Annotated in this window: 18 protein-coding genes and 1 tRNA gene; 6 read left to right on the plus strand and 13 right to left on the minus strand. The window is 45.4% G+C overall.

Translation table 11 applies throughout. From position 1 onward, the window contains the following. Positions 1-22: 22 nt before the first annotated feature. Positions 23-1,669 carry a CTP synthase gene (locus HY58_RS13700; RefSeq protein ID WP_039133334.1) on the minus strand — a complete coding sequence of 549 codons (1,647 nt, stop codon included), beginning with the start codon at positions 1,667-1,669 and terminating at the stop codon, positions 23-25. Positions 1,670-1,950: 281 nt separating this feature from the next. On the opposite strand from HY58_RS13700, the gene HY58_RS13705 reads away from it, so the two are divergent. Further along, entirely contained in the window at positions 1,951-2,787 is an 837-nt protein-coding gene (locus HY58_RS13705) for a dienelactone hydrolase family protein (protein ID WP_039133023.1), read from the plus strand. Positions 2,788-2,878: 91 nt separating this feature from the next. Here the strand turns inward: HY58_RS13705 and HY58_RS19535 are convergent, their stop codons facing one another. The 5 genes from HY58_RS19535 to HY58_RS13725 all read right to left on the minus strand — a co-directional run bounded on the left by HY58_RS19535 (position 2,879) and on the right by HY58_RS13725 (position 8,516). Then, positions 2,879-3,043, minus strand: a complete 165-nt coding sequence (locus HY58_RS19535; RefSeq protein ID WP_156123693.1) for a hypothetical protein — start codon at positions 3,041-3,043, stop codon at positions 2,879-2,881. Positions 3,044-3,207: 164 nt separating this feature from the next. Continuing rightward, on the minus strand, positions 3,208-4,002 hold the full coding sequence (gene proC / locus HY58_RS13710) for a pyrroline-5-carboxylate reductase (protein ID WP_039133026.1): 795 nt from the start codon (positions 4,000-4,002) through the stop codon (positions 3,208-3,210). 72 nt (positions 4,003-4,074) lie between these two features. Continuing rightward, positions 4,075-5,055 carry an ADP-glyceromanno-heptose 6-epimerase gene (gene rfaD / locus HY58_RS13715; protein WP_039133028.1) on the minus strand — a complete coding sequence of 327 codons (981 nt, stop codon included), beginning with the start codon at positions 5,053-5,055 and terminating at the stop codon, positions 4,075-4,077. Positions 5,056-5,078: 23 nt separating this feature from the next. Beyond that, positions 5,079-7,310, minus strand: coding sequence for a phosphoribosylformylglycinamidine synthase subunit PurL (purL, locus tag HY58_RS13720; protein ID WP_039133036.1), 2,232 nt, complete (start codon positions 7,308-7,310; stop codon positions 5,079-5,081). 60 nt (positions 7,311-7,370) lie between these two features. Then, on the minus strand, positions 7,371-8,516 hold the full coding sequence (locus HY58_RS13725) for a glycosyltransferase family 4 protein (RefSeq protein WP_052324129.1): 1,146 nt from the start codon (positions 8,514-8,516) through the stop codon (positions 7,371-7,373). 55 nt (positions 8,517-8,571) lie between these two features. Here HY58_RS13725 and HY58_RS13730 point away from each other — a divergent pair, with 55 nt between their 5' ends. Then, positions 8,572-9,849: a hypothetical protein gene (locus tag HY58_RS13730; RefSeq protein WP_156123694.1), complete on the plus strand. Its 1,278-nt coding sequence runs from the start codon at positions 8,572-8,574 to the stop codon at positions 9,847-9,849. 133 nt (positions 9,850-9,982) lie between these two features. After that, positions 9,983-12,172, plus strand: coding sequence for a glutamine synthetase III (locus HY58_RS13735; RefSeq protein ID WP_039133047.1), 2,190 nt, complete (start codon positions 9,983-9,985; stop codon positions 12,170-12,172). 57 nt (positions 12,173-12,229) lie between these two features. On the opposite strand, the gene cmk is transcribed toward HY58_RS13735, so the two are convergent. Together cmk and HY58_RS13745 are read right to left on the minus strand one after the other, a co-directional pair. Continuing rightward, the gene (gene cmk / locus HY58_RS13740) at positions 12,230-12,916 is read right to left on the minus strand and encodes a (d)CMP kinase (protein WP_039133049.1); all 687 of its coding nucleotides are present in this window, start codon (positions 12,914-12,916) and stop codon (positions 12,230-12,232) included. Between the two features lie 66 nt (positions 12,917-12,982). Continuing rightward, positions 12,983-15,517, minus strand: coding sequence for an ATP-dependent Clp protease ATP-binding subunit (locus tag HY58_RS13745; RefSeq protein WP_039133051.1), 2,535 nt, complete (start codon positions 15,515-15,517; stop codon positions 12,983-12,985). Between the two features lie 105 nt (positions 15,518-15,622). On the opposite strand from HY58_RS13745, the gene HY58_RS13750 reads away from it, so the two are divergent. Together HY58_RS13750 and HY58_RS13755 are read left to right on the plus strand one after the other, a co-directional pair. Continuing rightward, positions 15,623-16,009, plus strand: a complete 387-nt coding sequence (locus HY58_RS13750) for an STAS domain-containing protein (protein WP_039133052.1) — start codon at positions 15,623-15,625, stop codon at positions 16,007-16,009. Between the two features lie 8 nt (positions 16,010-16,017). Further along, a complete protein-coding gene (locus HY58_RS13755) occupies positions 16,018-16,920 on the plus strand; it encodes a ribonuclease Z (protein ID WP_039133053.1) in 903 nt (300 codons plus the stop codon). Here the strand turns inward: HY58_RS13755 and HY58_RS13760 are convergent, their stop codons facing one another. From HY58_RS13760 to HY58_RS13770, 3 genes are read right to left on the minus strand one after another with little or no spacing between them, the layout of a single operon-like run. Continuing rightward, complete coding sequence (locus tag HY58_RS13760; RefSeq protein ID WP_039133054.1) at positions 16,921-17,760, minus strand: alpha/beta hydrolase; 840 nt, start codon at positions 17,758-17,760, stop codon at positions 16,921-16,923. Next, on the minus strand, positions 17,757-18,638 hold the full coding sequence (gene dapA / locus HY58_RS13765; protein ID WP_039133057.1) for a 4-hydroxy-tetrahydrodipicolinate synthase: 882 nt from the start codon (positions 18,636-18,638) through the stop codon (positions 17,757-17,759). Before dapA ends, HY58_RS13760 begins: the two co-directional genes overlap by 4 nt. Positions 18,639-18,685: 47 nt before the next feature. Next, complete coding sequence (locus HY58_RS13770; protein WP_039133339.1) at positions 18,686-19,666, minus strand: acetyl-CoA carboxylase carboxyltransferase subunit alpha; 981 nt, start codon at positions 19,664-19,666, stop codon at positions 18,686-18,688. Between the two features lie 125 nt (positions 19,667-19,791). Between HY58_RS13770 and HY58_RS13775 the strand changes: the two genes are divergently transcribed. Continuing rightward, positions 19,792-19,865 (plus strand) — tRNA-Asp (locus HY58_RS13775). A 224-nt stretch (positions 19,866-20,089) separates the two neighbouring features. Here HY58_RS13775 and HY58_RS13780 read toward each other — a convergent pair. Together HY58_RS13780 and HY58_RS13785 are read right to left on the minus strand one after the other, a co-directional pair. Beyond that, entirely contained in the window at positions 20,090-20,398 is a 309-nt protein-coding gene (locus HY58_RS13780) for a helix-turn-helix domain-containing protein (RefSeq protein ID WP_039133060.1), read from the minus strand. Between the two features lie 9 nt (positions 20,399-20,407). Beyond that, positions 20,408-20,701: a hypothetical protein gene (locus HY58_RS13785; protein ID WP_039133063.1), complete on the minus strand. Its 294-nt coding sequence runs from the start codon at positions 20,699-20,701 to the stop codon at positions 20,408-20,410. Between the last annotated feature and the right edge of the window lie 4 nt (positions 20,702-20,705).

Genomic DNA, 20,705 nt, shown 5'->3' on the forward strand with positions numbered 1-20,705 from the left:
AAGACCCTCGCGGGCCTTTTATTTATATCATTTCACTCTGTAACAGTGGGTTCCGGATACCTTCTCTTTTTTCTGCATTTTCCTTGGCTGCCTTAATAAAGTGTACAAAAACCGGCTGAGGATTCTCCACCGTACTCTTTAATTCAGGATGGTATTGTACGCCAATAAAGAATGGATGGCCTGATAATTCCACGATCTCCACCAATCCGCTCTCCGGGTTTCTTCCACTCGCAATCATACCCGCCTGCTCAAAATCTGCGAGGTACTGGTTATTGAATTCCCAGCGATGACGATGCCTTTCACTAATTAATGTGCTGCCATATACGGTATGCGCCAGACTTCCCTCCCTGATTTCGCAGGGATAAGAACCAAGCCTCATGGTGCCTCCCTTGGCTGTAACTGCCTTCTGACCTTCCATAAGATCAATAACCGCATGGGTTGTATTCGGGTCCATCTCGGTACTGTGAGCATTTTTCCAACCTAATACATTTCTTGCATATTCAATCACACTCATCTGCATGCCCAGGCATATTCCAAAGAATGGCAATTTATTTTCGCGTGCATATTTTACCGCTGTGATCTTTCCTTCAATACCCCTGTGCCCAAACCCTGGGGCAACCAGCAATCCATCAAGATGACCAAGTTTTTCTTCCACATTTTCTTCCGTGATAAATTCACTGTGAACATTCACCACATTCACCTTGCATTCATTCATCGCACCTGCATGTACAAACGCTTCGAGGATCGACTTATAAGCATCCTGCAATTCAATATACTTACCGATCAACCCGATGGTTACCTTACTCTTGGGATACTTAAGCTTATCAAGGAACTCTTTCCATTTACCGAGCTCAGGTTCTGAATAATTAGTGATATTCATCTTCTTCAGGCAGATAAGGTCAAGCTTTTCACGCATCATCGCCAATGGAACCTCATAAATAGTAGGGGCATCCGCTGCTTCAATTACTGCTTCCTTTTTCACATTGCAGAAGAGCGCAATCTTCTTTCTTATTTCGGGGGATAGTGATTCTTCGGTGCGGCATACAAGTACGTCGGGATGTACACCCTCCTGGCTAAGCATCCTGACGCTGTGCTGGGTGGGCTTGGTCTTTAGTTCCTTCGCCGCACGGAGGTAGGGAATCAATGTAAGGTGAACCACCACACAATCCTCTTCGGGTAACTCCCACTGCAACTGACGAACCGCTTCAATAAAAGGTAAGCTTTCAATATCACCAACTGTTCCGCCAATTTCGGTTATAACAATATCGTAGCCCTGCTGACCAAGTAATAACATTCTCCTTTTGATCTCGTCAGTGATATGTGGTACAACCTGAACGGTTTTACCAAGGTATGCTCCTTCCCTTTCCTTGTTAATAACGGTCTGGTATATGCGACCGGTAGTAACGTTATTGGCCTGTGAAGTAAATATGCTCAGGAATCTTTCATAATGACCAAGATCAAGGTCGGTTTCAGCACCATCTTCTGTTACATAACATTCGCCATGTTCATAAGGATTAAGTGTACCGGGATCAACATTGATGTAAGGATCAAATTTCTGGATCGTTACATTCAATCCCCTCGCCTGAAGCAACTTCCCCAGCGATGCTGCAATAATACCCTTACCTAATGATGAGGTTACCCCTCCTGTTACGAAAATGTACTTGGCCATATTTTGAATTTTTTCAAAAAAAATAAACTCCCAAGCCATAATAGCTTAGGTTATTGCTGACATCCTTGTTTTAATGTTGAACCGCTTCTCCAGTCTGAATACTGACCTTGCGGAAAAATGGAATATGTATATCCGGGAGGTCATGCAAAGATACAGTATTCCCCATTCCACCCAAGTTGGGAATTGCCTTGTGGAAAAAAACTGTATAGCCGATCAGCATATTCACTGGCAATAATTGAACAAGAAGGCCACTGGATTGTAATCTTAAAAAGTTTACTCATATGAAAAAAATCGTTCTTTTTGTTGCCGGCTTTTTATTCATAAAGGCTGCCAGTGCCCAGGAACCAGTTTCCTGCTGTGCGGCAATGGCAACAGAATCATTTGCACAGAATGCCTCCAGCAAATCATTCCGTATGAGCCATGATGAGCCCCTTCCCTTTAAATACCAGTCTGATGCGGGCAAAGACATCAATTATGCTACACCCGATGGTAAAACAGCACATGCCTGGGAGGTTAGATCAGCAACACCAACTAAGAATTACCTTTTCGTGGTTCATGAATGGTGGGGACTTAACGACTATATCAAACAGGAAGCAGAAAAACTTGGCCGCGACCTTGGAATAAATGTGATAGCCCTTGATCTGTATGACAATGTGGTTGCCTCCAACAGGGAGGATGCAGCTAAAACGATGCAGTCGGTAAAGTCAGAAAGGGCTGAAGCCATCATAAGAGGTGCTTATAAATATGCAGGCGATGATGCCCGGGTATTTACCATCGGATGGTGCTTTGGCGGCGGATGGAGCCTGCAGGCAACATTACTGGGTGGCAAGCAGGCAGCCGGGGGAATAATGTATTATGGCCAGCCTGAAAAGGATGTTGAAAAACTCAAAACGCTGAATGCAGATATCCTGGGCTTCTTCGCCAACCAGGACCAATGGCCGAGTCCACAGGTGGTGGATGAATTCGCTGAAAACATGAATAAAGCCGGCAAGAAGCTTTTGCTAAACCGCTATGACGCTACCCACGCATTTGCGAATCCGAGTAATCCCAACTTCAATAAGGAAGCAACCGAAGACGCTTACAAGAAAGTACTGGCCTTTATCCGTGAAAGAAGTTGAGCTAAAATATAAATACTCCCTTAAATACAATAGGCACCCGGTTTCCCGGATGCCTATTTTCCTTTTGGTGATTATTGCTAATTATATAATCCTAATTTACAGATGCCTGGATGATAGGTGTTGCTTTGATCAGACCAGTATGATTTCTCTTTAAAAGGATGTCTTTGATCTTTTCGCTGCCTCCCTTATTGGCATGCATAGCCACGATGGCTATAATCTCTAATAGTAAAATCCAACTGCTAATATTCTTTTTCATATCTGTAGTTCAATGGTGGTAAGTCCAACGCGGTGCAAATTACCTCAATTAGGCCTAGCCGCAAAAACTGCCTGTCGGATTTACCATATTAGATTAACGATCTACCCATTAATATATTATTAATAACGTTTTTTCTCATGTATTATGCGGTAGATGCATAAAAATTATCCCTTTTGTATCTTATCATAGCTGGCGGCTATCCCCTTAATGAGTGATGAACTGAACCCCTGGTGTTCCATTTCATTAAGTCCCGCTATAGTACAGCCCTTGGGAGTAGTCACCTTATCGATCTCCTGCTCCGGATGGGTACCTTTCTGTAATAATAGTTCCGCCGCTCCTTTCACTGTTTGGGCAGCAATGAGGCTGGCAGTTGCCGCATCAAAGCCTATTTCGATTCCCCCCTGTATATTGGCCCGGATATACCGCATTGCATAGGCCGTGCCACAGGCACCCAGCACCGTTGCCGCATCCATAAGCTTTTCATCAATGATGGCAACCCGTCCCAGCTGGTTAAACAATGCCATCACCCATTCCACCTGGGCCGCATCCGCGCGGGTATAACCCACACAGGTCATGCTTTCCCGAATGGCTATAGCCGTATTGGGCATCGCCCTGAATATGGCAGTTTCGCCATTGAGCTCCTTTGCCAATTCTGCTATGGTCACCCCAGTTACCACCGAAATGAGCATTTTTTCCTTTCCGGTCACCCCGGCAATTTCACGAACAACCTCCGCAGCCTGGAATGGCTTAACGGCAAGCAGAATTACATCGGCCTGCTGCGCCGCCTCCACATTATTATTCGTTACATGTATGCCTTTCTGCTGTAAAGGCTGTAAAAGAGCAATATTTCTACGGGTTACAGTAATGTTGCCGGCATCTGTGAATCCACCGGCCAATAAGCCTTCCGCTATTGATATACCAAGATTTCCGCCACCAATAATGGCAATTTTTTTACTCATCTCACATAGGTTTAAAAAAATGCCATCACTCTTTCGGAGTGATGGCAGCAATCATATTGTAAATATAATGATTTAAAAGTACTTACCCGGAACAAGGTAATTTCTCACATAATCCTCCACCCCCTCTTCAAGAGAATAGAAGTTTTCGGAATAACCTTCCGCCCTGAGTTTCTGCATGTTTGCTTCGGTGAAATACTGATACTTATCACGGATGTCTTCCGGCATATCAATAAATTCAATTACCGGCTCACGGTCAATTCCCCTGAAACTTGCCTTAACGAGGTCCTCAAATGCGCGCGCTTTGCCGGTTCCCAGGTTGTACAATCCTGATTTGGGCTGGTTCTCCATCAGCCACACACAAACCTTCAGCACATCCATCACGTAAACAAAATCACGGAGCTGCTGACCATCTTTAAAATCGGGGCGGTGGGAGCGAAACAGCTTCACCTTCCCGGTTTCCCGGATCTGGTTGAAGGAATGCCAGATCACACTTGCCATCCTTCCTTTATGATATTCATTCGGGCCATACACATTGAAGAATTTTAGTCCCGCCCAAAAAGGGGGATGACATTCCTCATGCATTACCCATTTATCAAATTCATTCTTTGAAACGCCATAAGGGTTCAGCGGCTGCAAATTGAAAACAAGCTCATGACTGTCGTCGTATCCAAGTTCACCCCCGCCGTAGGTGGCAGCAGATGAGGCATATACCAGTGGGATATTATGGATGGTGCAGTAGTTCCAGATCTTCTGGGAATACTCCACATTCAGTTCCTGGTGGATGGAATAATTGAATTCGGTGGTGTCGGTTCTTGCTCCTATATGAAATACAAAATCGATCCTGGGTTTGTGCTCATTCAGCCATTCGAAGAAATGGTCCCGGGGGATTTTCTCAAGGAATGATTTCCCTTCGGTATTGGGGGCCTTGTCATCCCTGCTGAAATCATCCACCAGCAAAAGATTATTGAATCCTTTCTGGTTAAGATAACCAACCAGGCAACTACCTATAAAACCCGCGGCACCGGTTATGACAATAACAGAATCTGTATTCATATATGAGGCAGTTTACGCCATTATTAAATAGGGCTCATTGCAAATTCGGCATCATGGCCTGCCAGCAATCTTTCAATGGCAGTATCATATTTCTTTTTCCAGGAATTAATATCGCCCCAGTCTTCCCCATCAATGGTAATATTGCCCGAGCTTACAGTTCCGATCTTCCTGAAAGCTTTTCCAGCGATTGCGGCCTCCAACTTCGACTGACGTTCCGGATTAACGGATACGATCACCCGACTTTGACCCTCCCCGAAAAGGAATGCATCCTTACGAATGGCGGGGTCAGTATCGATGCTGAATCCGAGATCGCGATTAAATCCACTTTCTGCCAGCGTAATGAAAAGTCCACCTTCACTGATATCATGTGCTGAATCAATCAGTTTGTCCTTGATCAATTCACTGATCGTTTGCTGAAGGGCAAATTCTTCTTCTATATCAAAATGCGGAACCGGCGAATGCTCCACACCCACTATTTTATTTAAGTATTCAGAGCTATTGATACAGTCTGAACTATTTCCTATAATGTAAATAGCATCACCTTCCTGCTTAAAATCAAGCGTCATTTTATTGTCGACAGAATCCAGCAATCCAACCATTCCAATTGTAGGTGTTGGGTACACCGGACCATCGGGGTTCTGGTTATAAAAGCTCACATTACCGCCGGTAACCGGGGTATTGAATCTGCGGCATGCGTCACCCATTCCTTTAATGGCCTGAACAAATTGGTAGTAGACCTGAGGGTCGTAAGGGTTGCCGAAATTCAGGCAGTTGGTAACACCCAGTGGCTCGCCGCCACTGCACACTATATTTCTCGCGGCTTCAGCAACTGCTATCATGGCGCCTTTGTAGGGATCGGCATATACATAGCGGCTATTACAATCTGTTGTTACCGCTAGTGCTTTATTGCTTGGTTTTGCCAGTACTACAGCTGCATCGCTGGGAGCATTGGTGGAAGTATTTCCAGTTCCAACCATGCTGTCATACTGAACATAGATCCAGCGCTTGGAAGCTATATTGGGGATCTCAACCAATTGGGATGCCACTGCTTTAAGGTCGGCAGGTACCGGCACTTTCGCAGCATCAAAAGAAGCGATCTTCTCGAGGTATGCCGGCGCTTCATATGCACGGTCATATACAGGTGCACCGCCGCCAAGTACCAGTTCATAAGCCGGGATGGAAGCCTCCAGTTCACCATGCATATAGAAATCGAGGAGTCCGTTATCAGTCACTTCCCCTATCACTGAACAGGGCAGATCCCATTTTTCAAAGATCTTCTCCACCAATGCTTCCTTGCCCTTTTCAACCACCATGAGCATGCGCTCCTGGCTCTCACTGAGGAGGAGTTCCCATGTTTTCATATTCTGCTGGCGGGTAGGTACTTTATCAAGGTCGATCCTCATTCCCACGCCACCTTTTGCACTCATTTCAGCGGTAGAGCAGATGATGCCCGCAGCACCCATATCCTGCATGCCCACCACTGCGCCAGTTGTTATAACCTCAAGGCAGGCCTCGAGTAATTTTTTTTCCTGGAAGGGATCACCAACCTGTACCGCTGGCAGTTCCTCGGTACTTTCGGCAGTGATATCAGCAGATGCAAATGAGGCTCCGCCTATTCCATCCTTACCGGTAGCAGAACCCACAAACATAACCGGGTTGCCTAGTCCTTCAGCAGTGGCACTTACTGTACCGCCCGCCTTTACAATTCCAACACTCATGGCATTCACGAGTGGATTGGTATGATAGCATTGTTCAAAATATATTTCGCCCCCCACAGTAGGAACACCAAAGCAATTGCCATAATGGCCAATGCCATGTACCACGCCACCTAAGAGGTGCTGGGTTTTACCTTCCGTGAGTTTACCAAAACGCAGAGAATTCAAAGCGGCAATAGGTCTTGCCCCCATGGTGAAAATATCCCTGTGAATACCTCCCACACCGGTTGCAGCTCCCTGGAATGGTTCAATGGCCGATGGGTGGTTATGACTCTCGATCTTGAAAACAACGCCATATCCATCCCCCATATCCATGAGTCCGGCGTTCTCTTCTCCTGCTGCTACCAGCATTTTGCCACCTTCCCTTGGAAGGGTTTTCAACCATTTAATGGAATTTTTATAGCTGCAGTGTTCACTCCACATTCCACTGAAGGCGCAGAGTTCATTAAAATTAGGGGTTCGGCCGAGTTTCTCTTTGATCAGTTCAAATTCTTCGGCGGTAAGACGTAATTGTTGCGCGGTTTTAACGGTTACTTCCATGTTGCTTTTGCGGATGGTGTAAGAAAGCGCAAAGGTAAGGTAAGGCAGTGAATGCGAAAATTATTGATGCCCTTCAATGCCGGCCACGGCCTGTTTATAATGGGCGATTATTATACTGATATCAAATTGAGCCTTTACCAGCTCCCTTCCTTTTTTACCCATGCGCATGCGAACGGATGGAGTCATAAGCAGCAGTTCCTCCATCTTTAAGGCAAGGTCAAAAGGATCGCCGGGCTTTGAGAGCAAACCGTTTTCAAGATGCTTCACCACATCATGGCAGCCCCTTGAATCGGAGGTAACAATCGGCAGTTCCATACTGGCCGCTTCCAGTAAGGAGCGCGGCACACCCTCGTTATAGGTGGAGGGAAATACAAAGCAATCTGACTCCGAAAGCCATGGCCTTACATCATCCATGAATCCCTCATAACGGAGCAGACCTTCCTTTTCCCACCGCGCCAGCTCTTCCATTGAAATGGAATCAGGATGATGGGCTTCCACTGACCCGATCAATACTGATCTGAACTTATACCCTTTCTTTCGCAGTAACCTGCAGGCATCAGCAAATACGCCGATACCCTTGCTTTTTAAGAGACGGCTTGCCATCAGGAAACAAAAATCATCATCCCCACCATCGCTTTTTGAAAGAGGTGAAAACCATTCGGTATCAATGCCTTCACCCGGTAGCACACGCGTTTTTTTTATATCGGTAATACCATTACGTGTAAAGAATCCCGCATCCTCATTATTCAGAAACCAAACCTCACGGGCACCCTTAAGTGCTTTGCGGTACAATTGCTTCACCATATAATAGAGAATATTCTTTTGCGAAAATGCATATCCAAGTCCGGTTACCACTGCAATGGAAGGAATGCCTGCTGCCGTGGCAGCCATGGTTCCATAAATATTTGGTTTGGCAACAAAATGAAATACCAGGTTGGGACGGTATTGCCTGTAATATTTCTTCGCCTCCCGGTAAAATTGAATATCGGCCAGCGGACTAATCGAGCGGTTATCAAAGTGAAGGGGCTGGTACTGGCATCCTTCCTTGCGGAGCTTGTCAACAAATGCATCCTCCGGACATAAAACCAGGATACGATGCCCGGCCTGCAGCAGGCTCCGGATCACATCGAGCCTGAAATTATAAACGGACCATCCGTTATTGGAAACAAAAGCGATAAGGAGGGATCTGTCTGTTTCAACTTGCATTCGGCCACATTAAAGCCAAATGTATAGATTTGAAAAGGAAAATCAAGAAACCCGGATGGATATATACCTGCGCTACTTCATTGTTTTGATCATTGTTTTGTTGCTAACGCGATGGCTCACCCGAAAAGCTGAGCCGCGTTTCAGTTTACAGCAATTGCTTCTTGCCATGGCAGCAAAGATCATCATGGGTTCACTTTATGGATTTGTCTTCCTTCGGTTTTATGGCGGCGATGATACCTGGTTCATCAATGGCGACAGCATGAATGAACTCGATAAACTCCTTAATCGTCCTGCCTATTTTTTTGAAGATGTAGATATATTCCGACTTGTATCAGAGAATGGCTGGGCAGGGGGATTGGCAGTTTTCCAGATGAAAATGGAGCAGGCCCTCATCATCAAGCCCCTTGCCATAGTAAACCTTATATCGGGCGGCAACTATTATATTAATGTGGTTGCCTTCAGCGGTATTAGTTTCTGGGGACATTTCTGGCTTTACCAGGCATGCCTGGCTGCCTGGCCCCAACTTAAGCGATGGCTGTTCATATTGATCTTTCTTTATCCCCCCACCCTGTTCTGGCTTAGCGGCATAAGATCGGATGCCTGGCTATTCTTCTTTTTCGGACTCCTTATATATATATATGGAAAATGGTTGGCCAGGGGCAAAGCCGGTTACCTGATGCTGACCATCCTGGCACTGGCAGGAATCAGTTTCATCCGCGCGCCGCTGGTAGCCGTCATCATCCCATCGCTTGTGGCCTGGTGGTTGGTGGTGAAAAAACAAAAGCCCCAGGTAAAAGCATTTGTCCCGGTGCATATGATCGCGATGGTGATATTTTTCCTGAGCGGATTATTGCCCTCCCCCCTCAACCTGCCTGAAATGGTTGCGGAAAAGCAAGCCTCATTCTTTACGCTGGAAGGAAAAACAAGGGTCAGCCTCCACCGGCTGGAACCATCTCCCGCATCATTTATAAAGTTGCTGCCCATGGCAGCCGACAATGCCTTTCTGCAACCGCGTCCATGGAATGCCAGCGGCGCCCTTCAATTGCTGATGGTGGTCCAGAACCTGGTTCTGCTCGGATTATTCCTGACGCTTATTGCACGTCGTTACCCCGGCAGGGCTCTCCTTGCCCCTTACCCTATGGCGGCCGTGCTCGCCTACACCGCCCTCCTCACCTGCCTCTTCATAGGCTATACCATTCCATTCCCCGGTGCACTGGTGCGCTACAGGGCGATCCCTGAATTATGCCTGCTGATCTGGCTGAGTCTGGCGGCCGGGGGGCATAAAATTTCACATTATAAATTAATTAATGTTTATAAAAACAGAGGTTTCTGATATTTATTCTGCACGAAAAGGATGATTTGCATCATTTTTTTACTCAACTTAGAGGAAATTTTTGAAAACCCTGTTAAGGGTCCTTCAAAAAGCTGAGATTATCATTTTTTTCAATAGCTAAAATTAATTCTTAATGTCATTACGTTTCAGTGCTTTAGAAGGCATCAATGAAGGAAAAGAAGTGGAAGTTTCGGGATCTGCCAAGATTACTGCGATTTTTGGGGAGAATGTTTTCACCATCCAGAAGGCCAGGGCCTTTTTGAGTGATGAAGGCTATAAAAGTCTGCTCGCCTCCATTCGCGGTGGAAAGAAAATTGACCGCAATGTTGCCAACCAGGTTGCAGCAGGTATCCGCCAGTGGGCAGAAACAAAAGGTGTAACGCATTACACGCACTGGTTTCAGCCATTAACAGGAACTACAGCCGAAAAGCATGATTCGTTTTTCACATTGAAAGGAGATGGTACCGCCATTGAAGAATTTGATGGTGCCGCGCTCATCCAGCAGGAACCTGATGCTTCCTCATTCCCCAGCGGTGGTATCCGTGCAACTTTCGAAGCCCGTGGTTATACTGCATGGGATCCTTCTTCTCCGGCCTTTATCATGGAGATCGGCAATGGCCGCACACTCTGTATCCCAACCATATTTGTTTCTTATACCGGCGAAACACTTGATTATAAAGCGCCGCTTCTCAAATCACTGGAAGCCCTCAATAAGCATGCTGTTGATGTTGCCAATTACTTCGATAAAAATGTAAACCGCGTTTCTGCAACCCTTGGATGGGAGCAGGAATATTTCGTGATAGATGAGGCCATGTTCAATGCAAGGCCCGACCTGGTGCTTAGCGGAAGAACCGTTTTTGGTCATGCGCCTGCAAAGGGACAGCAGCTGGAGGATCATTATTTTGGCTCCATCCCCGAGCGTATCTATGCCTTCATGCGCGATTTCGAGAACGAATCTTACAAACTGGGTATTCCCCTGCGTACACGACATAATGAAGTTGCCCCGGCACAGTTCGAATGTGCCCCCATCTTTGAAGAAGTGAGTGTTGCTGTTGACCATAACACCCTGCTCATGGACGTAATGGATCGTGTTGCGCGTCGTCACAAACTTCGTGTACTGGTTCACGAAAAACCATTCGCCGGAATCAACGGTAGTGGTAAGCATAACAACTGGAGCATGTCAACCGATACCGGTGTTAACCTTCTTGCTCCCGGCAAAACGCCTAAGACAAATCTCATGTTCCTGACTTTCTTCGTGAACACGATCAAAGCGGTTCATGATTATGCTGATGTTCTTCGTGCATGCATCGCATCTGCAGGAAATGACCATCGTCTTGGTGCAAACGAAGCCCCTCCTGCTATCATCTCAGTATTTGTTGGTGGTTACCTCAGCAATGTATTGTCAGAAATAAAGGAAAGAGTGAGTGCAAAATTCGATGAGCAGGATGAGGCCATCTTAAAGCTCGACCTGCATCGCAGCATTCCGGAATTGCTCCTTGACAATACCGATCGTAACCGTACTTCTCCTTTTGCCTTCACGGGTAATAAGTTTGAGTTCCGTGCCGTTGGTTCTTCTGCCAATTGCGCAAACCCGATGACCGTTCTGAATACCATCATGGCGGAAACCCTTAAGCAATTCAAGAAGGATGTTGACGGGCTGATCGAGAAAGGTGAAAAGAAAGAGATCGCTATCATGCATGTGATCCGCGAATATATTGTTGCGAGTGATAAGGTTCTTTTTGAAGGTGACGGATACAGTGATGAGTGGGCAGCAGAAGCTGGTCGCCGTGGACTTCCAAATGTGAAGACCACCCCGCTGGCACTTGATGCAATGGTTACCGACAAAACCAAGAATCTCTATGAGAGCAATGATGTTCTTACACACGTAGAACTGGAAGCACGTCATGAGATCGAACTCGAGAAATACATCAAGCATGTACAAATTGAAGCGAGGATCATGGGTGAACTTTGTACCAGTCATGTATTGCCTGCAGCAATCAAATACCAGAATATCCTTATCAGCAATATCAGTGGATTAAAAGAGATCGGCCTGAAAGAAAGCAGCTATGCTAACCAATTGCAGATCCTTGAAAAGATCAGCGAGCATATCAACATACTGAGTGATCTCGTAGAGAAACTCATCGAAGCTCGTAAAGTTTGTAACAAAATTGAAAATACAAGGGAAAAAGCAATCGCCTACGAAAGCCAGGTTAAAGCACCTTACTTTGATTCTATCAGGTACAGGGTCGACAAACTGGAACTATTGGTGGACGATAGCCATTGGATGCTGCCTAAATACAGGGAGATGCTTTTCCTGAGATAATCACTATAACCAAAACTAACATTGCTTCCAGCCCGTTTCAACTGAAACGGGCTTTTTTTATTGTAGTTTTTCTTTCACCCATTTCTGTGCAATGCGGAGCTGTTCCTCCATGGTAACTTTTGAATTGTCAAGAACCAGCGCGTCATCGGCCTGGCGAAGGGGACTCACCTCGCGGTTGCTGTCAATATAATCACGCATTTCGAGGTTATTCTTTACTTCCTCAATCGTTATGTTAGGATTTTTTTCAAACAGCTCACGAAATCTTCTTTCCACCCTCACTGCATTATCTGCCGTCATGAATATTTTCAATTCAGCTTTGGGAAAAACAACCGTGCCTATATCGCGTCCATCCATAACAATTCCTTTCTTCCGGCCCATCTCCTGTTGTTGCTTAACGGCAAATGTCCTCACTTCCCTGATAGCAGCGATCTCACTCACCTTTTCTGCAATAACCAGATCACGTATTACGTATTCAACATTCTCATCATTAAGGAATATTTCAGACTGTTCACTCACTTCATTGAAACGAAAATCAAGCTGTATGTTCGCTAATGCTTCTTCTACCTCTGTAGTATCGGTCCAGTCAATATGGTTTCTTAAGAAGTACAGCGTGATCGCACGATACATGGCGCCACTATCGATATATACATAGTTGAGTTCTTTTGCGAGCTGCCGCGCAAGGGTACTTTTGCCACAACTACTCCAGCCATCAATGGTAATGATTATCTTTTTCTTCGGTGCCATTTTACAAAGATAGTAAAACAAAAAAGGCCGTCGCATCGACGGCCTTTGATGTTGTATATTCAATAACTATGCTTCTGATTTTTCCTTTTTCGGAGGCGAAGACTCCTTAAGACTAAACCTGATCTTGTTCTGCTCTTTATCGAGGTCGGCAATAAGTATATCACCATCCTTGATCGTCATATTCAGGATCTCTTCTGCCAAAGGATCTTCCAGGTATTTCTGCAGCGCCCTGTGAAGAGGCCTTGCGCCAAACTGCTGGTCATATCCTTTTTCTGCAATGAAGTTCTTGGCTTCTTCTGTAAGCTCAAGAGAGAATCCAAGATTCTTCAGGCGCTTCATTACTCCGGCCAGCAGGATATCAATTATCTGGAAGATATGCTCCTTGGTGAGTGAATTGAACACGATCACATCATCGATCCTGTTCAGGAATTCGGGTGAGAATGTGCGCTTCAATGCCTTCTCGATAACCGCCTTATTATTCTCATCACTGCTGGCGGTTCTCGCTGAAGTGGCAAATCCAACTCCTTCCCCAAAATCCTTCAACTGGCGTACACCAATGTTAGAGGTCATGATGATAAGACTGTTCTTGAAGTCTACCTTCCTACCGAGGCCGTCGGTCAGTTGTCCATCATCAAGTACCTGCAACAGGATATTATAAATATCGGGGTGTGCCTTTTCGATCTCGTCGAGCAGGATCACAGAATATGGCTTACGGCGAACCTTCTCGGTAAGCTGACCACCTTCTTCATATCCTACATATCCGGGAGGGGCACCAATCAGTCTGCTGATCGTGAACTTCTCCATGTATTCACTCATATCGATCCGCACCAATGCATCTTCACTGTCAAAAAGATAACGTGCCAATGAACGGGCGAGTTCGGTTTTACCAACACCGGTTGGTCCGAGAAAAATAAATGTACCCACTGGCTTCTTAGGATCTTTCAATCCAACACGGTTACGCTGGATGGCCTTCACCACTTTCTGGATCGCCTCTTCCTGTCCAACAACCATATCCGCCATATCAGTAGCCATCTTCTTCAGCTTCTCGCTTTCTGCCTGAACCATTCGCTTAACAGGGATACCTGTCATCATGCTCACCACTTCAGCAATATCATCTTCGCTAATGGGGAAACGCTTATGCTTACTTTCTTCTTCCCACTGCGATTTGGCCCGCTCGAGGTCTTCCTGTAAACGTTTTTCCGTATCTCTCAGTGAAGCAGCTTCTTCAAACTTCTGGCTCTTCACAACACGGTTCTTTTCATTCTTCACGTCCTCGATCTTTCTTTCGAGTTCAAGGATCTCCTCGGGCACGTTGATATTCTTCAGGTGAACACGTGCACCAACTTCATCCAATACGTCAATTGCCTTATCGGGAAGAAGCCTGTCCGTCATATAACGGTCGCTCAGTTTCACACAGGCATTGATAGCATCATCAGAATAATTGACGTTGTGATAATCTTCGTATTTCGATTTGATATTGTTAAGAATAAGAATGGTTTCTTCCACACTTGGCGGATCTACCATCACTTTCTGGAACCGACGGTCCAATGCACCATCCTTCTCGATGTACATACGATATTCATCAAGCGTGGAGGCACCAATGCATTGCAACTCACCTCTTGCGAGGGCGGGCTTGAATATATTGGATGCATCAAGTGAACCACTTGCACCACCCGCACCTACTATCGTATGGATCTCATCAATGAACAGGATCACATCACGGTTCTTCTCCAGTTCATTCATGATAGCTTTCATCCTTTCTTCAAACTGTCCGCGGTATTTGGTACCGGCAACCAGCGCTGCCAGGTCGAGCGATATAACTCTTTTATCAAACAATACCCTCGATACTTTACGCTGTACAATACGAAGTGCAAGACCTTCAACGATAGCCGTCTTACCAACACCAGGTTCTCCGATAAGGATAGGGTTGTTTTTCTTACGCCTGCTAAGGATCTGTGATACACGCTCAATTTCATACTCACGTCCTACGATAGGATCGAGTGCATTTGTTTCTGCCAGCCGGGTGATATCTCTTCCGAAATTATCAAGTACCGGTGTCTTGCTTTTTGTTGCTCCCGTTGCCTTTGCCTTTTGCTGACTGTATTTCTTTTCCTCATCAAAGTCGTCTTCATTCTCATCCTGGAATTCACTTCTTACGTCATTGCTTTTTACCACGCCTAATTCATTGCGGAAAAGATCATAGTCCACATCAAACTGGTTGAGGATCTGGGTAGCAATATTTTCTTTGTTTTTCAATATAGATAGCATCAGGTGTTCGGTTTCTACAGTTGGACTTTTAAGTGCCTTTGCTTCAAGTACCGTTACACGAATCACTTTCTCCGCCTGCTTGGTAAGCGGCAGACTATTGATGTTAGCAATATTCTTTCCTGTTTTATCTTTTACCGCGAGTTCAACTTCTTTGCGGAGTTCATAAAGGTCAACATTGAAACTTTTTAGAATACGGACAGCGGTGTTGTCACCTTCTCTTATCAGTCCCAGCAGCAAGTGCTCCGTACCGATAAAATCATTCCCCAATCGCAACGCTTCCTCCCTGCTGAACGAGATGATCTCTTTTACCTGGGCTGAAAAATTGTTGTCCATTTTATAAGTTGTTGTGTGTTATACAATAATAACGAATATTTTTGAGTTTAGGTTTGCCCTCCCAGCACTCAAAGAACGAATAAATCGTCACATAATTTTACGCGTATGCAGGTCAAAATTGATACCAAGGAAAAATTCCATGCCATAACGTTGCTTGACGAGCATATTACTGCTAATATGACAGCAGACCTGCAGAATCGTTTAGATGACTTTCTCCAAAATGACGTTAAAAACGTTGTGTTAAATATGGGAAAGGTATCATCTCTTGATCTCGAGGCAGCCGAAACGTTGATCAAAGTGCAGCAATCTTATTATGAGAATAATGCATCTTTCGTTATTTGTGAATTGAAGCCTGAGGTAGAAGAATGGCTTGATAAAGAGCAATTGCTGGAGATCATGAGTGCAACACCTACTGAATCAGAAGCCTGGGATATTGTTCAGATGGAAGAAATAGAGCGTGAATTACTGGATGATGAAGATCCGCTGTTTTAAATAGTGCTATGCTTGGTGTAACCATATTAGGAAATAACTCTGCCTTACCTGCATTCGACAGGCATCCAACCGCGCAGGTAGTGACGCTGGATGAATTCCTGTTCCTGGTAGATTGCGGGGAAGGCACCCAGATGCAGATGGCCAAGTACAAGATCAGGCGGAGTCGTATCCAGCATATTTTCATATCACACCTGCATGGCGATCACTACTTCGGATTGATCGGTTTGATCACCAGTATGGGGCTATTGGGTCGCGAGATCGATCTTAACCTTTATGCCCCTGCCCCCCTTCTGGAACTTATCGAGATGCAGTTGAGAGTTGCCGATACATCACTTCCCTATAAACTTCATTTCCATGCACTGGAAGGTGAAGGCGTAATTGCGAAGCAGGAAAAGTTCCAGGTGAGTTGCTTTCCGGTAAGCCACCGCATCCCTTGCTGGGGATTTCGTTTTGAAGAAGTGAAGGCTCCGCGAAAAGTAAATCCTGAATTGGCCCGCCACCACGAAATTCCCGCTATATTCTTCGACAGACTTAAATGGGGTGAAAATTACACAAGAAAAGATGGAAGGGTTGTATTGAATGAAACGGTTACTGACCCTGCACCCCGTCCAAAGAGTTATGCTTATTCTGCCGATACCTGCTATGATGAAAGCCTGGTTGAAAAAGTAAGAGGAGCTGATATTTTGTATCATGAGACCACTTATCTCAAAGACCTGGCTGATCGAGCTAATGCAAGGTTCCATTGCACCACCCACCAGGCGGCATCTATTGCCAGCAAAGCAGGAGTAGGTAAATTACTGATCGGACATTTCAGTTCTAAATATGAAAAGCTCGACCAGTTCCTGGAAGAGGCAAGGGAGTTATTCCCCGATACATATCTTGCTCTGGAAGGTGTGAGTTACCGCTTATGATCATTTATTCAGCCAGTCGATAAATGCCGGGAGCTGGCTTCGCCAGGCGGCTTCATTGTGCTTTCCATTTTCATTAACGATGATCGGGAAACTTTTCTCCTTCTGTGCATGAATACGTTCCCGTAAAATTGAATGAACCCTTTCCATATCAGGAACCATTTCCTTTCCTTCCTGCTTCCCACCATAAAAGAAATAATCCTGGCGCCCATGTGTATTGCGTTTCACAGCCTCAATTGTATGCTTGTCTATTTCAGGTGCGATCCAGAATGAAGGCGAAAACACTCCCACTTTTCCAAATGTTCCGGGGTACCATATACCTGCATAGTAAGAGATGAGGGCGCCCATGGAACTACCGGCAATGGCTGTATGATTTCTGCTTTTCCGGGTCCTGTATTTTTTGTCAACGGCCGGCTTTAACGTATTGACGATAAAATCGAGATAAGCCTTCCCTTCCCCTTTGCCGAAACGTTCGTGGTCATTGGGATTATATTCATTCATCCTCATCACCGTTCCATTATCAATGGCAACTATGATCCACTGTTTGGTGGCGGTATCCATTGCTTCATCCAGTCCCCACTCACCCGCGTAAGAAGTTGCAGCATCAAAAAGATTCTGTCCATCATGCATATAGAGCACGGGGAACCTTTTTTTGGAATGGCTGTAATCTTTGGGCAGCCAGATCCGGACAGTGCGGGTGCGACTTAATTGTGGGATATGAAAGGTAGTATCAAACATCTGGCGAATGGTGCTATCATTCAAAAGCGGTGCCGCATGGGTATTCCCCAGGCTATCAGCCGATGTAGCATATATCAGTAACAGTGTAAGGATGAAACCGTTCATTTCATGAGATAAGCATTCACCTTTTCCCTTAGTTCTTCACTCAGGGGAACCATTGGCAGACGAAGATGATTGCTGATCAATCCCAGCTCCGACAAGAATGCCTTAACACCGGCAGGGTTGTTCTCTGCGAATAAGAGATGATAGGCCTCCAGCATGGAGTCATTCAGGGTCTTTGCTTTATGGAAATCAAATGCAAGAGAAGCCCTTATCATATCGGTGAATTTCCTGGGCAGGCAGTTAGCCGCCACGCTGATAACACCATCCATTCCGCAGGCGATCTGAGGCATCACCAGGTCGTCATCACCGCTTACCACCAGGAAGTGGTCGGGACGATCTTTCAGGATATGCATGCACTGCACCATATTATTCGCAGCTTCTTTTATACCGGCGATATTGGGCACTTCATGGGCCAGCCTGAGTGTTGTGGAGGCTTCCATATTACGCCCCGTTCTGCCGGGAACATTATAGAGGATCACCGGGCGCGGTGATGCAGCGGCGAGTACTTCATAATGTTTGAAGATACCTTCCTGTGAAGGCTTATTATAATATGGACTTGCACTGAGAACGGCAGTGGCTTTATCAAGCGGCAGTATTTCCAGGTCTTTAACCAGTTCATGGGTATTGTTTCCGCCAACACCTACCACCACGGGAACACGGGCATCAACCTGTTCGTAGGTGAAATTGATGATATCGATCTTTTCTTCTTTGGAAAGGGTTGGCGTTTCACCGGTTGTTCCGAGGGTCACAACATATTCAACACCATTTTTAATAACATAATTGATCAGGCTTTCAAGGGCAGGGTAGTCTATTTTCCCTGAACTGGTAAAAGGAGAGACCAGGGCTACCCCGGTACCGCGTAAAGTTTGTCTGAGCGACATGAAACAGTAGTTTTTTAAGCTTAAATAATTGAAGGATCTCGATCCGGTTATGCCGGTAATTCATCCCAGAAGCCCATTTTTCCGAACTTCGAGATACGTTGGCGAACCCGCTCTTCTGCGGGGATCTGTTTGAGCTCATTCAATGTTTCAATAAGCACCTGTTTGAGATTTGCAGCGGCCAGGTCATAATCCCAGTGAGCGCCTCCGATGGGTTCGGGAACGATCTTATCGACCAGTCCGAATTCATGCATATGGTCAGGCGTAAGCTTGAGTTCTTCGGCGGCTTTTTCTTTCTGGTCCCAGCTTCTCCAGAGGATGGAAGAGCAGCTTTCAGGAGATATGACGGTATACCAGGTATTCTGCAACATGAACACCCTGTCTCCCACGCCAATACCGAGGGCTCCACCTGAGGCACCCTCTCCTATGATAGCACATATTACAGGAACTTTAAGCCGCATCATTTCATATATGTTGCGGGCGATGGCTTCTCCCTGACCTCTTTCTTCAGCTTCGAGGCCGGGATAAGCGCCGGGAGTGTCTATGAGGGTAACGATAGGTTTGTTGAATTTCTCCGCCAGTTTCATAAGGCGGAGGGCTTTGCGGTAGCCTTCTGGGTTGGCCATACCAAAATTCCGCAACTGGCGCATTTTGGTGTTGATACCTTTCTGCTGGCCGATGAACATAACTGTTTCACCATCCAGGTTAGCGAATCCGCCTACCATGGCCCTGTCATCTCTAACATTGCGATCTCCATGAAGTTCCACGAAATTGGTGGTCATTTTGGAGATATATTTTAAGGTATAGGGACGGTCGGGGTGGCGACTAAGCTGTACTTTTTGCCAGCTACTGAGGTTTTCGGTGATCTCTCTTCTTTTTTCGATCACCTGCTTTTCGAGGTCGGCGATGGGCCCGCTCATATCAACCTTGGCATTCTTCTCGGCAGTTTGCCTCATCTTCTCAATATCATCAAAAAGGTCTTTGATCGGTTTTTCAAATTCCAGGAATTGTCTGTTCTTATTCTCCGGCATAAGCATTGGTTGTGGTGTAAAATTAAGGGTTGAAAAATTTTTAGGAAAAGTTTTGTTTGTAAGTGGCAATTCCCTTTATCTTTGCAATCCCAAAACACGGTAGTAATGCTGTAAATTAGGGAAACGGATCGGTAGTTCAGTTGGTTAGAATGCCGCCCTGTCACGGCGGAGGTCGCGGGTTCGAGTCCCGTCCGGTCCGCAAGTATATGGTTAAAACCCGCTCTGGTAGCGGGTTTTCCTTTTTTGGGTCTATTTTTTGGTCTATAAAAACCCAATTTTACGAAGAACTTTACTGTACTTTATCTCACTTTATTCAGCTTGATAAATATCACTCTAAAGGTAGTTTTTTAGCACTGGAATTACCCTGAATTCAAAGACTTATTTGTGCACAAAAAAGGCAGTGAAACCCACTGCCACCAAAGGCTAAGCCTGCATCAACTGTCTAATATCACTGCCTAAAAAATAGACCCTTGACCTGATCTTTACACGCTTTAGTTTTCCATGTTTTATCCAGTCGTAAATAGTGGGCTTTGTAACTTTGAATAGACTGCAAACTTCCTCTATTTTGAAAAGCGGTTTTTCATTCAACCCTGGTGTTTCTAAAATGCCAGGCTCCTGGGGTTGTGCTTTTTTATTTCGTTCCACTTCTTCCCGAATGATCAGTCGGATTTGAGACCAGAATTCCTCTGGCTCAAAAGGGATCAAAATCGGTACTGCTGAATTTGCTGCCATAACTCACTTTTACATTTCACACTTATTTAAAAATATCCGGCTATTTATAGAACCGTTTGGTGCCGGTTCATATAAAATATACCCGAACTCATGCAATTCATTAATACATTTATTGTATGTATGCCGGGCATTTATTTTAGCGGCTTTCATAATTAAGATCCTTTCAATTTCCACAGGATTCTTTCCGCCATTTATATTCCACTGTTGCAGTAAAGCCATATAAATACTTATATGAGTACTGCCTATTCTTGCATCATCTGCAATGGCCTGGTAAAACCCTGATAATGGCGGGAACAGTTCCATGCTG

It is taken from the genome of Flavihumibacter sp. ZG627 (assembly GCF_000814325.1).
GTDB lineage: Bacteria > Bacteroidota > Bacteroidia > Chitinophagales > Chitinophagaceae > Flavihumibacter.

Bases quoted from the DNA above. Each gene is read 5' to 3' on its own strand.
- HY58_RS13700 (WP_039133334.1), bottom strand. From the start codon at position 1,669: ATGGCCAAGTACATTTTCGTAACAGGAGGGGTAACCTCATCATTAGGT.
- HY58_RS13705 (WP_039133023.1), top strand. From the start codon at position 1,951: ATGAAAAAAATCGTTCTTTTTGTTGCCGGCTTTTTATTCATAAAGGCT.
- HY58_RS19535 (WP_156123693.1), bottom strand. From the start codon at position 3,043: ATGAAAAAGAATATTAGCAGTTGGATTTTACTATTAGAGATTATAGCC.
- proC (WP_039133026.1), bottom strand. From the start codon at position 4,002: ATGAGTAAAAAAATTGCCATTATTGGTGGCGGAAATCTTGGTATATCA.
- rfaD (WP_039133028.1), bottom strand. From the start codon at position 5,055: ATGAATACAGATTCTGTTATTGTCATAACCGGTGCCGCGGGTTTTATA.
- purL (WP_039133036.1), bottom strand. From the start codon at position 7,310: ATGGAAGTAACCGTTAAAACCGCGCAACAATTACGTCTTACCGCCGAA.
- HY58_RS13725 (WP_052324129.1), bottom strand. From the start codon at position 8,516: ATGCAAGTTGAAACAGACAGATCCCTCCTTATCGCTTTTGTTTCCAAT.
- HY58_RS13730 (WP_156123694.1), top strand. From the start codon at position 8,572: ATGGATATATACCTGCGCTACTTCATTGTTTTGATCATTGTTTTGTTG.
- HY58_RS13735 (WP_039133047.1), top strand. From the start codon at position 9,983: ATGTCATTACGTTTCAGTGCTTTAGAAGGCATCAATGAAGGAAAAGAA.
- cmk (WP_039133049.1), bottom strand. From the start codon at position 12,916: ATGGCACCGAAGAAAAAGATAATCATTACCATTGATGGCTGGAGTAGT.
- HY58_RS13745 (WP_039133051.1), bottom strand. From the start codon at position 15,517: ATGGACAACAATTTTTCAGCCCAGGTAAAAGAGATCATCTCGTTCAGC.
- HY58_RS13750 (WP_039133052.1), top strand. From the start codon at position 15,623: ATGCAGGTCAAAATTGATACCAAGGAAAAATTCCATGCCATAACGTTG.
- HY58_RS13755 (WP_039133053.1), top strand. From the start codon at position 16,018: ATGCTTGGTGTAACCATATTAGGAAATAACTCTGCCTTACCTGCATTC.
- HY58_RS13760 (WP_039133054.1), bottom strand. From the start codon at position 17,760: ATGAACGGTTTCATCCTTACACTGTTACTGATATATGCTACATCGGCT.
- dapA (WP_039133057.1), bottom strand. From the start codon at position 18,638: ATGTCGCTCAGACAAACTTTACGCGGTACCGGGGTAGCCCTGGTCTCT.
- HY58_RS13770 (WP_039133339.1), bottom strand. From the start codon at position 19,666: ATGCCGGAGAATAAGAACAGACAATTCCTGGAATTTGAAAAACCGATC.
- HY58_RS13780 (WP_039133060.1), bottom strand. From the start codon at position 20,398: ATGGCAGCAAATTCAGCAGTACCGATTTTGATCCCTTTTGAGCCAGAG.
- HY58_RS13785 (WP_039133063.1), bottom strand. From the start codon at position 20,701: ATGGAACTGTTCCCGCCATTATCAGGGTTTTACCAGGCCATTGCAGAT.